At 43.6% G+C, this 12259-nt stretch carries 9 protein-coding genes, 1 rRNA gene and 1 pseudogene; 4 read left to right on the forward strand and 7 right to left on the reverse strand.

From position 1 onward, the window contains the following. The first annotated feature begins 9 nt into the window (after positions 1-9). The 4 genes and pseudogenes from rrf (at position 10) to UJ203_RS14905 (ending at position 3447) form a co-directional block, all read left to right on the forward strand. Positions 10-125: ribosomal RNA gene (rrf, locus tag UJ203_RS14890) — 5S ribosomal RNA — on the forward strand. A gap of 147 nt (positions 126-272) precedes the next feature. Further along, positions 273-709 (forward strand): annotated as a pseudogene (locus tag UJ203_RS14895) (alcohol dehydrogenase); the annotation flags it as partial. Positions 710-947: 238 nt separating this feature from the next. After that, positions 948-2381, forward strand: coding sequence for a SulP family inorganic anion transporter (locus UJ203_RS14900; protein WP_322011912.1), 1434 nt, complete (start codon positions 948-950; stop codon positions 2379-2381). Between the two features lie 145 nt (positions 2382-2526). Further along, positions 2527-3447 carry a bile acid:sodium symporter family protein gene (locus tag UJ203_RS14905; RefSeq protein ID WP_105955667.1) on the forward strand — a complete coding sequence of 307 codons (921 nt, stop codon included), beginning with the start codon at positions 2527-2529 and terminating at the stop codon, positions 3445-3447. A gap of 10 nt (positions 3448-3457) precedes the next feature. Here UJ203_RS14905 and UJ203_RS14910 read toward each other — a convergent pair whose 3' ends face one another. The 7 genes from UJ203_RS14910 to UJ203_RS14940 all read right to left on the reverse strand — a co-directional run bounded on the left by UJ203_RS14910 (position 3458) and on the right by UJ203_RS14940 (position 12248). Next, the gene (locus tag UJ203_RS14910; RefSeq protein WP_322011914.1) at positions 3458-4210 is read right to left on the reverse strand and encodes an alpha/beta hydrolase; all 753 of its coding nucleotides are present in this window, start codon (positions 4208-4210) and stop codon (positions 3458-3460) included. Then, the gene (gene feuC, locus UJ203_RS14915; protein WP_044162186.1) at positions 4207-5217 is read right to left on the reverse strand and encodes an iron ABC transporter permease FeuC; all 1011 of its coding nucleotides are present in this window, start codon (positions 5215-5217) and stop codon (positions 4207-4209) included. Before feuC ends, UJ203_RS14910 begins: the two co-directional genes overlap by 4 nt. Next, on the reverse strand, positions 5210-6214 hold the full coding sequence (locus UJ203_RS14920) for an iron ABC transporter permease (RefSeq protein WP_322011917.1): 1005 nt from the start codon (positions 6212-6214) through the stop codon (positions 5210-5212). Before UJ203_RS14920 ends, feuC begins: the two co-directional genes overlap by 8 nt. 18 nt (positions 6215-6232) lie before the next feature. Continuing rightward, positions 6233-7186 (reverse strand): iron ABC transporter substrate-binding protein FeuA, encoded by a 954-nt coding sequence (feuA, locus tag UJ203_RS14925; RefSeq protein WP_322011919.1) that lies wholly within the window; start codon positions 7184-7186, stop codon positions 6233-6235. A 90-nt stretch (positions 7187-7276) separates the two neighbouring features. Then, a complete protein-coding gene (locus UJ203_RS14930; protein WP_322011921.1) occupies positions 7277-8857 on the reverse strand; it encodes an AraC family transcriptional regulator in 1581 nt (526 codons plus the stop codon). A gap of 204 nt (positions 8858-9061) precedes the next feature. Further along, positions 9062-10306, reverse strand: a complete 1245-nt coding sequence (locus tag UJ203_RS14935; protein WP_322011923.1) for an exo-beta-N-acetylmuramidase NamZ domain-containing protein — start codon at positions 10304-10306, stop codon at positions 9062-9064. A 13-nt stretch (positions 10307-10319) separates the two neighbouring features. Continuing rightward, positions 10320-12248 carry a glycoside hydrolase family 3 protein gene (locus UJ203_RS14940; protein WP_322011925.1) on the reverse strand — a complete coding sequence of 643 codons (1929 nt, stop codon included), beginning with the start codon at positions 12246-12248 and terminating at the stop codon, positions 10320-10322. Positions 12249-12259: the final 11 nt, after the last annotated feature.

Raw genomic sequence — 12259 nt, forward strand, 5'->3', positions numbered from 1 at the left:
TCTCAATTGTTTGGTGGCGATAGCGAAGAGGTCACACCCGTTCCCATGCCGAACACGGAAGTTAAGCTCTTCAGCGCCGATGGTAGTCGGGGGTTTCCCCCTGTGAGAGTAGGACGCCGCCAAGCAAGGTAAAGACCAGTTCAGCTGAACTGGTCTTTTTTATATCTGTACTGATTCGTTTTTCTCGGTGTTCATTTATTCGAGGTTTCGGCTTTTGAAGCTCTCTAGTATTTTTAATACCAATACAATAGCCAGCATGATCAACATGCTGAGCGGCAAGCCGGTTATCCGATTATGTTTATCACCCGCGGGATTTAACGGAGGATGAGGTCAGACACATTAATCAAGGAAGAAAGTTTGATGTGATCTTTGACGCGATCGGCAATCAGCTTGATTGGGCCTATCCGTTCCGTTAATAGACAAGGGAGGAAGGCTTGTGCCGATGGGGTTTGATGATACGTATGAAATGAAAATCAGGCCTTTCAATTGCTTTTTAACGGGGTTACGATCGTCGAAACCGGAGTGACTCGGCAGGTCATGGAGGCCGCGGTTTCATGCGCTGTAGTATACCGCAGCTTTCTGAGCTCTTTACGGAAGAAATGCCGCTGGAAAACTTCGAGTCCGCCATCCAAAAGTTGATAGGCATAGACCCGGTACCAATGTTCAAGCAGTCAAAACGATTCTTGTTTCTGATCCTGATATGGTGTGACCATGGACAATGGCTCAAATATGCTTTGCCATTTTTTTTCTTCAGCATTTGACCTTGCATATTGGATTAAAATTTATTATGATACTCTTTGTATAATAACTCCTTACCTCAATACACTATACTCGACGTTTCCCCTTTTTCTCCGAAAGTTTTTCTTTTCATTTTCTTCTGTAAAATAATTAAGCTCCCAATACAACAGAAACGGTGCGGATTTATTTTTAAAAAGGAGTCGTTATATTTGAATAGTTTTACATTAAAACAGCAGTGGTTCGGTAATATCCGAAAAGATATTCTTGCTGGTATTTTGGTGGCGTTAGCCTTAATACCTGAAGCGATTGGTTTTTCTATTATTGCCGGCGTTGATCCAATGGTTGGTCTTTATGCTTCATTTTGTATAGCCATTATTATTTCTATTTTTGGCGGAAGACCGGGAATGATTTCGGCTGCGACTGGTTCGATGGCGGTTGTGATGGTGTCGCTGGTTGCCGATTACGGGCTTCAGTATTTATTTGCGGCCACCATTTTGACAGGTGTTATTCAGATGATCTTAGGCATCAGTAAAATTGCGAGATTAATGAAATTCATTCCTCGTTCTGTGATGATCGGGTTTGTGAATGCGCTGGCGATTCTTATTTTTTCTGCGCAGCTGCCTCAATTTGAAGGTGCATCTTGGAGCATGTATGTGATGCTTGCCGGATCATTGGTTATTATTTATGTACTGCCGAGGTTTACGACTGCGGTGCCTTCTCCGCTTGTCGCAATTATTGTGATGACGATTATTGCGGTCACATTCCATGTGGATGTGCGGACGGTTGAAGATATGGGCAATATCTCTAGTTCATTGCCTCATTTTCTAATACCTGATGTTCCGTTTACCTTTGAAACGCTCAAAATTATTTTTCCTTATTCCATTGCTTTGGCGTTTGTCGGTTTGCTTGAATCTTTGCTGACAGCACAGATTATTGATGAAATGACGGATACGGACAGTGATAAAAATAAAGAGAGCCGCGGACAGGGAATCGCGAATATCGTTACTGGATTTTTTGGCGGTATGGCGGGCTGCGCTATGATCGGACAATCTGTTATTAATACAAAAGCAGGCGGCCGCGGACGGTTATCAGCCTTTGTTGCCGGTGCTTTTCTTATGTTTTTAATTGCCGTTTTGAGTCATGTCGTCATAAACATTCCGATGGCTGCGTTAGTGGCTGTTATGGTTATGGTATCTGTCGGCACATTTGATTGGTCTTCTTTAAAAGGCTTGAAAAAAGCGCCGATTACAGATTCAATTGTAATGGTTGTGACGGTGATTACGGTTGTCGTGACAGATGACTTATCGAAAGGCGTATTCGTCGGTGTTCTGTTAAGTGCCGTATTCTTCGTAGCCAAAATCTCGAAGCTGAAGATCGTTTCTCATGCAGAAGATCAAAAGCTGAGAACGTATCAAGTGAAGGGACAGATCTTTTTTGCGTCAGTAACTGATCTTACGAATGCGTTTATCTATCAAGAGGATATCGAGCGAGTTGTCATTGACTTGACCGATGCTCACGTATGGGATGATTCAGGAGCGGCTGCGCTTGATAAAATTGTTGCGAAGTTTAAAGAGCAAGGAATTGAAGCTGAATTAAAGGGGCTGAACAATGCAAGTAAAGCCCTTATGAAACAGATGGCATAAAAGTATGAAAGTCCAGATTGATGAGATCTGGGCTTTTTTATATAACATATGGTTGAACTGCATTGATATAATAGAGAGAAAGAAATTTTTAATAGGGGACTTGTATATGATGCTTCAGAAGCTGAACCGTGTATTGGGGAAAGCCATGCCGCTTTTGACACCGACTAGCGTTGTGATTGGCGTGCTGCTGTCACAGTTTTTAAATGGATATGAAAGCGCAGTGCCTTGGATATTTGCGTTTATTACGTTTGCGGGCAGCTTGAGTGCGAACTTTCAATCTTTAAGACACGCCTTGGCGCATCCTCTTCCTATGATTCTTGCATTATTTGTTCTTCATATTTTTATGCCGCTTTTCGCTTGGGGCAGCGGACATCTCATATTTCAAGGTGATCCATTAACGATCACGGGTTTGACATTAGCTGTTGTCATCCCTACAGGAATTACGAGCTTGATTTGGGCTGCAATGTACAAAGGAAATGTCGGTTTGACGCTTTCTATTATATTGATTGATACCGTGCTGTCGCCGTTAATCGTTCCGCTGAGTCTTTCTGTGCTGGCCGGTGCCCAGGTTCACATGGATATCTGGGGAATGATGAAGGGTCTGATTGTGATGGTAGTAATTCCTTCATTCCTGGGCATGCTGTTTAATCAGATATCATCTCCAGAAAGAACCGCGGCGTTGAGCAGTACGCTGTCTCCCTTTTCAAAGCTGTGCCTGATGGCCGTGATTGCGATTAACAGCTCTGCGATAGCTCCTTATTTCAAAGCGATTGATTTAAGATTTTTAGGGATTGCTGTCACTGTTTTTTGTATCGCGTTAACCGGGTATGCTGCGGCGTGGCTTATCGGAAAAATGATGAAAAGGCGGCAGGAGGAAATTGTCTCTCTTATTTTTACGGGAGGCATGAGGAATATCAGTGCCGGCGCTGTTCTTGCCGTCACTTTCTTTCCGTCTCAAGTAGCCGTTCCGGTTGTGATTGGCATGCTGTTTCAGCAAATCCTGGCTGCCTTGTTCGGCTATATGCTGAACCGTTTCGAATTAAAACCCGTCTTGCAGAAGGCATGAAATAAACCGCTCATATGTTGGAGCGGTTTTTTTCGTATAGCCATTCCAGCGCATTGATAAATTGTTTGCAGAAATGCTTGCGGTGGTGCACCGCCCCTTTTTCAATGACGAGGCATAGCTGATCTTGAGTGAACCCTTTTTCTATTAGGCTCTCGTGCACATATTTTGTTGTTTGGAGCATCGTCTGCTGAATCGATTGTTTTCCGGCGCCTTCTTCACTGCCGACAGACATAAAAATACGCGTTGAACCCGGTCTTACAGAGGAAGTATAGATGGTTTCTGCTGCGTTCTCGTACCAGTATGAACTTGAGAGAGATCCTATTTTTCCAAATAATGATGAATGTCTTAGAAAGGCGAACATTGAGATGAGACCGCCTAATGAGGCGCCGATCATACCTCTGGATTGAGCTCTTCTGGAGACATTCCAATTTCCCTCCACAAACGGAATGAGCCGGTTTGTTATTTCAGAAAGATAGTCAGCCCCCTTACCGCCGAAGTCTGGAAACTGATCGCTGAGTGATGCGGCGGGCCAAGGAGTATACTCGTCGAGCCGATTTTTAGGCTCTATGCCGATCAGCACAAGCTCAGGCACCCTGTTTTGATGAAACCTGTGTTCTATCAGTTCTAGTTGATCTTGAAACAAAGAACCGCCATCCTGTACGTAAACAGAAGGAAATGCCCTGCTGTCCGTACTGTAGGAAGGAGGGAGATACAGCTTAAACATCCTGTCGCCCGCCTTATGCTCTGATAAAGATCCGTTCAAACATTCTCCCCCTTTTTTTGCTTGAAAAGCAGGTATAAGAAATACGGAACACCGAGTATCGCCAAAATAATGCCGGCTGGCACTTCTGCGGGCTGGAAAAACAGTTTTCCGGCAAAGTCTGCGCTCAATACAAGCAGCATGCCGATCAAACCGCTCAAAGGCAAAATATAACGGTGTTCAACACCGGCCAATCTCCGGGAAATATGAGGCGCGATTAAGCCGACAAATGCCATGCTTCCCGCCACAGAGACACAGGCGCTAATGATGGCGACACAGGCGACGAGCAGAATGGTTTTTTCTTTATTTGACGAAATGCCGAGGCTTCTGACCGTGTCTTCGTCAAAGCGGATGGTATCGAGCAAACGAGATTTGGCCAGAAGAATAGGAATAAACAGCAGCATCCACGGAAGAACCGCTGTGATATATGTCCAGTTTGCCGACCAGATGCTGCCGTTTTTCCATACCATAGCCATTTCATAATCTTGCGGGTCCATTTTTAATGATAGAAACAAAGACAACGCGCTGAAGCCTGAATTAATCGCGATTCCTACCAGAATAATTCTGCCTGAATCTAAATTGCCTCTGTTCCAAGCGAATATGTAAATCATAACTGCGGCAGCCAGTCCGCCGATCAGGCCGAAAAACGGCATTCCCATTGCCGCGACAATCGAAGTTACTTCTTTCTGGCCTTGGAACAATAGCATAAACGCCACAATACCTGCCCCTGCTCCGGCATTGATTCCCAATATTCCCGGGTCTGCCAGGCCGTTTCGTGTGATGGCCTGAATGACAGCTCCTGCTATGCCAAGTCCGAGTCCGATAATGGCTGCCATGACAATCCGCGGCAGTCTTAAGTCAAACAGCAAAACTTCATATTGCGGATTGGGATTGATCTGAAAAAGAGTGGAGAGCAGCTCTGTCGGACGAACAGAAAATGATCCGCTGGTCATGCTGAAATAGCTGACGAGAAGAATCAATACGATTAACACTGCATATTTTTTAGCCATTTTGCTCTCCTCCTTTTCGTTTGATCAAATAAAGGAAGAAAGGAACGCCGATAATAGAAGTCACAACCTCAATCGGTGTTTCAAATGGATAATTGATAAATCTGCTGGCGAGATCGCACAGCGTTAAAAAGACGCCGCCCAAGATGCAGGAACAAGGAATCAGTCTGTTATAATCTGAGCCGACGAGAAATCTCGTGATATGCGGAACGACTAAACCGACAAACGCAATTTTTCCGGCAAGCGCTACAGCACTTCCGGTTAAAATGATGACAGAGATCATTGCCATGATTTTGATCGTTTTTTTCTTTTGGCCCAAACTCTTAGAAATATCGTCGCCTAGTGATACAGCGGTCACCTTTTTGCTGAGAGAAACAGCTATGACGATACCCGCCAGGAAAAATGGAACGGCAAGCTTTAGAAAGTCGGGGCTCATTTGATGAAGTCTGGCGCTGTACCAGAAACTCAGATCCTGTGAGATTTGAAAATAGATCGATATGGCAGCCGCTAAACTATTAAGCAGCATGCTTGTGACTGTGCCAATGATGGCTAGCTGTACGGGCGTAAACCCGTTAGGCAGCATTGTTGCCAGGCCGAATACCAATGCAGCCCCAAATGCGGAGCCGATAAAAGAGTAAATGATCATTTCGAGCGAAGTTGATTGCGGGAGCAGAACCATACAAAGCGTGATGATAAACGCGGAACCATCTGAAACACCCATAATTGAGGGCGATGCCAAATAATTGCGTGTGATGCCTTGCATGAGCGCTCCAGATACAGCAAGGGCTGCTCCAATGAGCAGAGCGCCTGCAACCCTTGGAATCCGGGAATGCCATATGATTTGATGGTCTGAGTTTCCCGGATCAAAATGAAAAAGTGATGCAAAGACAATATCAGCATTAAGCTGCTTTGCGCCATAGAGGACGGAAAGCAGCAATGATAATGCAATAGCAAATGGAGAAGTAATCAAAATGATACGTGTCCACTGTTTTGAATACATACAAAAACCTACTCTAATTTAGTCTTGTGTTAATTTTTCAGATGCCGCTTTCAGGAAGCGGACTTTGCTCCAAGCCGTACCGCCTTGTGCAAGAGGATCAACTGAATTGACGTACACATGATCTTCTTTGACTGCTGTGAGGCTTTTCCAGATTGGATTTTTCTCTAAATCTTTTAGTGCATCAGGTTTATCCGCATTTTCATCATCAGAAAATTGGACGAAAATGTGGTCAGGGTTCATTTCACTGAGTTTTTCTAATGAAATCAGCTCTTGCGCTTTTGCGGCTTTGACTTCATTCGGCGCTTTAAGGCCTAAGTCGCCATAAAGAGTTGAATTGAAGTACACTTGTTCAGGATAAATGTAAATATTTCCTTGTCTGATTCTGATGACAAGCGTTTTTGAATCTTTTGCTTGTTTACTGATTTTCGTTTTTGTTTCTTTTAGATCCTGTTCATAGTCTGCAATGATTTTTTTCGCTTTTTTCTCTTTTCCAGTCAGCTGGGCAAGCAGCATCATATTTTCCTTCCAGTTTGATGAGATGTGAGAAACCGGAATGGTAGTGCCGGCCGTGCTTATTTTTTGCAGGGTTTTTTCAGGGAACTTTGTAGATGCCAGGATCACGTCTGGCTGCATCTCAAGAATTTTTTCAATGTTTGGTTCCATTTTTTCCCCTGTAGGTGTTGCTTTATCTGTGATGTCCTTGAACATTTCAGGGAATTTTCCGGAGAATGAGATTGCACCCTGCGGATGAACGTCCAGCAGTTTTGCGTCTTCCATGGATTCAACGCTTCCCGTAATGGCAATCTTATCTGTCGGTACGTTTACTTCGTACGTTTTATCCAAATACTCGATTTTCTTTTTCTCGGACTCTGTGCCGCTCGCTTTGCTCGCAGAGGATTCTTCCTTGCTGCCGCAAGCTGCCGCCGTGAGTGCGAGAAGCAAGATTAATAAGGTAAGAGATAGCTTTTTCATCTATAGTGCCTCCTGTTCAATTGATAACTATTATCAATTGGAATTATAGAGAATCAACAGACATAACACCATGGACAAATTCCGTATTTATCATGGACTATCACCGGATAGCATAGAAATGGTTTGCTGAACAATCCGCTCGTGCCCGCAAGCCGAGTACTCATTCCATGGGTCTGAAGAGAGGTGATACACACGTCCGTTCCGCACTGCGCTTAGGTTTTGCCATATTTCCGACTGTTTTAATTGCTGATAATAAGCAATGGTTTCCGGCTCTTTAAAAAGAAAGAGCATGATACAGTCAGCTTGGCAATTTGTGATGTCTTCTAATGAAATCGCTTGTTCTGAAGGTGTGTCAGCCGGTTTGAATCCTAAATCTTCAAAGAAGACTTCGCGGACGCTGCGATTATGCGCCATATAAAAGCGCTGCTTATGCAGACGAAGAAAGAGATAACGAAATTCTTGAGCGTGCAGCAATGTCATTTTAGCGGCAGAAATCTGCTTGTCATAGGCTGCGAGCCACTTTTCAGCCTCCGATTCTTCCTTTAAAAACGAGGCGGTGTGCAGAAAGTGAGCTCTCCAGTTTTCTTCTGAAGGAAGGTAACATACTTCTGCAATGCTGTTCAGGCGCTTTTGTTCTTCTGAAGAAACAGAATCCATGCTGAAAATGATATCGGGTTCAGCTTGGGACAACGTTTGCAGGTTTTCCTCCCATTTTTCATTAAACCGGTATGCGCTGAGCTGAACTGGAATATCTGCTGAATAATGCTGATAATAGTAAGCCGTCCATTTTGGATGGAGTGCGGCTGCAAACGGTATGTGATGGAGAGGAATGAGCTGCCCTATTGTTCCCTTTCCATAGGCGGCTAGTTTTTGCCTGCGTTTTTTCATATAGCTTGTAGGTGAAGAGCCTGTGTGCTTTTTAAAGATTCTGCTGAAATAAAATTCATCTTGATAGCCGGTTTGATGGGCGATTTCTTTCAGTTTACAGTTGGATCTTGCCATAAGCCGCTTTGCTCGGGTAATCCGAGTTTTTGTAATGAATTCTGTTACGCTCTGGCCTGTCCATTTTTTAAAGGTTTCGCTGTAATGCTTGGCGCTGATTCCTGCCATTTTTGAGAGCTGGGCAAGTGTAATTTTTGTATCGGCATGAGTTTCAATGTAATGTTTTGTTTTTTCAATCGCAGACTGTGTATCGTTTTGATCGGATACATGAGCTGTGAATAGATCATAAATCAGGCTCTGAACCTCTATCACACATTTTAATTGAGAAAGCTGAGCTGATTCTGTCCATATTTCTGCAAGTTCTTGAAGCCGGGCTGAAAGGTTTTCGATATGTGAAACATTCACAAGGTTTAGACTGGATAAATCAGTTTCAGTGCATGGTTTTAAGAGATCTTGCCGGGCTTGAGCTGTATAGCAGTGAAGTCTGATCAGACACACATCTATATTTCTCTCTTCTGCAAATGTAATGCCGAATGTCTCATGAGGCGGACAAACATACAGTGTCTTTTTTTGGAGAGGATCGGTTCTCGTCCCGATAGAAATATGTCCATCTCCTTTTAAATGAAAGATCAGTACGAATGAGTCGGTCAATTGCTGTTCTGAGAAGAGATCACTCGTTTTCTTCATATATTCAATTTGTACCGGATGATAAATCATTGAGTTTTGCAAGGAGAAGACCACCTTTTCAGAAACGCTCGCTTAATTGATAATCATTTTCAATAAGATTGTACCAAATAAATGAAAGTTTTCCTATATAAAGTGTGTTGTTTTTTATATTTAAAAAACCCTTGCCGCGATGTGCGGGCAAGGGAAAATGACCATGCTTTTGTTGGGTAAGAAAATGTTACACGTGTAACATACCATTCTTAAGTCTTAATATAGGAGATATTGTTTTCTGGTTTTATTAAATTGCTTCAGCTGTTTTTGATAGGTGTCAATGATTTCATCAATTGAAGCATCGTTCTCGATTTTCGTTCTAATCCAGCCGTTGCCTGCCAATTTATCAAATGAGCCGGACGCTAGGAACTGGAAATCATCAGGATAGAGGTCTTGTATCATTTTAATAAGCGACAGTCCTGTTTTAACCGCTTCAAATTTTTCTCTGTCCGTAATATAGAGCTGCACGCCGTGGCAAAGTGTTCCTTGATGTTTAGAGAACGTTGGAGTGAAGGAGGAAGCTCTGAATGTAACGCCACGCAGATCAAGACTGTTCATTTTTTCTGCAAGCTCTGTGCTTTTGATAAAGGGAGCTCCGATCAACTCGAATGGCTTAGTCGTTCCCCGTCCTTCAGATACATTTGTTCCTTCAATTAACCCTGTTGCAGGGTATACAAATGTACTCTCTGCGGTTGGCATGTTTGGTGAAGGGAGGACGAATGGCAGTCTGGTATCGTTAAAATCCATAGAGCGTTTCCAGTGTTTCATTTTCACGACTGACACATCAGCATTAATATTAAATTCCTTGTTGAATAGTAAAGCCAATTCTCCAATGGTCATCCCGTGCTTTAACGGAATAGGATAGAGTCCGACAAAGGATGCGTACTCGGGCTCCAGCACTGGTCCTTCAACCTTTTTTCCGCCTTGGGGATTCGGGCGGTCCAGCACGATAAAAGGAATTCCGTTTTCTTTAGCGGCTTCCATTGCATAAGCCATGGTATAAATGTACGTATAGTAACGAGTCCCAACGTCCTGGATGTCAAAAAGAAGAACATCGACATTTTTCAGCATATCAGGAGTGGGTTTTTTCGTTTTTCCGTAAAGGCTGTATACGGGAACCCCGGTTTTTTCATCAATGTAAGAGCCTACTTCGTCTCCTGCCTGAGCGTCGCCACGAACGCCGTGCTCGGGCCCGAATAAAGCTGTCAGCTGAATATCGGGGTCTTCGTAAAGAATATCTACACTGCTTTTAAGGGATGCACTCACACCTGTTGGATTGGTAATCAGTCCAACTCTTTTTCCCTTTAGCTGCTTTTTGTGTTGTGACAAGAGGATATCAATACCGGTCTGGACTTTAGGTTTTTTTGCTGTTTGTTTTTCTGAATCAGGCGAAGCTGAGGCAGCCGTCATTGTTCCGAACATCATAAGCCCTGCGAGAAGAACCAATACCGTTTTCTTCATATGCTCCTCCTTATTAAAGCGGTTTTCCCGTTTTGATGTTTACTCCATAGCCATACGGATAAAGGATGTCTCCCGGTTTGGTGACGGATGGAATGTCGACTGGCAGCGTGCCCTTTGGCTTTGATTGTCCGAAGATCGCTTTAACGCCGGCCGGAATATTCGGCTGAAGATAACGCCCGTTTGCATATCCTTTAAAACCATAGACGGCAATCAAAGCTCTTGCTTCTTCGAAATTGGCGGCATCATATGGATTGCGCAGACTCATTAAGACAAATTGCTTTTTATGCTGCAGTGTGGCATTCATGACAGCTCTCGGAAAAGCGGTGGCCCATTTGCTTGAATCTCTTACCGTGTCGTCGATGACACCGTCGTTGACGACAGGATCATTTTTTACAACGTAAGAGCCTGTAATAATATAATCAGCTTCTTTTACTTGTTTTTCATACTCAGCATTAAATACCTTTTCTGCAAAGTTAATTTTGGTAAGGGAAACAGATTTGATTTTTTTTCGCTGCATTAAATCGTGAATGGTTTTTTCAATGGATGCTGTTTGTTCCTCGTAAGGTGCGGCAATTAAGATTCGGCTGCCTTTTTTGGGTTTGAACGGCAAGGTATGCTGATCATTTTTTAATACTGTCACTGCCTTTTCAGCGATTTTTTGCTCTGTCTTCGCATGGTGTTTGCTTCCCACTGTTTTGAGTGCTTTCTTCACCTTTTTATCTATATTGCTGTCATGCTGAGCGGGGTAAATACCGCGCTTTATTTTCAGGGAAATGATTCTTTCCACCGATTTGTTGATTTGCTGTAAGGGAATGTCTCCATTTTTAACAGCTTCTTTTAAGGAGTTAATCACGCTTGCCAACTTTTGTTCATCTTTTAAAGATGTAACTGAGACAGGCATTAACGCGATATCAACACCGGCCTTTATGGCCATGACGACCGCCTCTTCTTGACCGAAATGATCTGCTATGGCTTTCATATTGAGAGCATCAGTGACGATTACACCGCCAAATCCCATTTCCTCCCGAAGCAGCCCAGTCATTACTTTCTTTGAAAGTGTAGCGGGAACCATAATATCTGATCCATCAAGCTTGCTTTTATATGTGGTGTCGTCAAAGGCTGGGAATTGAACATGAGCTGTCATCACCATATCTGCTCCGGCATCAATCGCTTTTTGAAAAGGGTAGAGTTCAACCTCACGAAGCCGTTTCTGGTTATGAGAAACGAGTGGCAGTCCATAATGGCTGTCAACGTCAGTGTCTCCATGTCCCGGGAAATGTTTAAGAGCAGAGGCGATATTTTGCCGTTGCAAACCTTTCATAGAATATAAACCGAGTCGTGCTGTCAGTTCACGATCAGAACTGAATGATCTCACACCGATCACTGGATTATCAGGGTTATTATTAATGTCCAAGACTGGGCTGAAATCTGTATTGATGCCTAAGACAGAAAGCTCTTTTCCAATCATGCTGCCGGTCTGATATGCATTGATTCTGCTTCTTGTTGCGCCAAGCGCCATATTGCCTGGGAAATTAGTGCCCTCCCCTAATCTCGTCACGATCCCGCCTTCTTGATCAATGCTGAGTAAGAGCGGAATTTTGGGGCTGGCCTTTTGATATGCGTCTGTCAGCCGTACCGTTTGCTCAGTTGTTTTTACATTTTCTGCAAATAGTATGACGCCGCCGAATTGATATTTCTTGATGAGGCCAGCGACTTCCTCATTCATTTTTGTGAAGGCTTGCGGAGAAGACTCACCTTCCTTTTTCCAGTTTCTGAAATCCGGCATCAGCATTTGGCCAAGTTTTTCATCTAACGTCATACGATCAACGATCTGCTTGGCATCATCTGAGCTGCGGGGTTTTGCTTCAGCTGTCTGACTGACGCCGAGAAAACATGAAAGAAAAAGGACGGTGGAAAGGATAAGCGAAATGACAGGTTTCATAACAACTTCCT

This window comes from Bacillus sp. V26, from assembly GCF_034296245.1.
GTDB classification, from domain to species: Bacteria; Bacillota; Bacilli; order Bacillales; family Bacillaceae; genus Bacillus; species Bacillus halotolerans.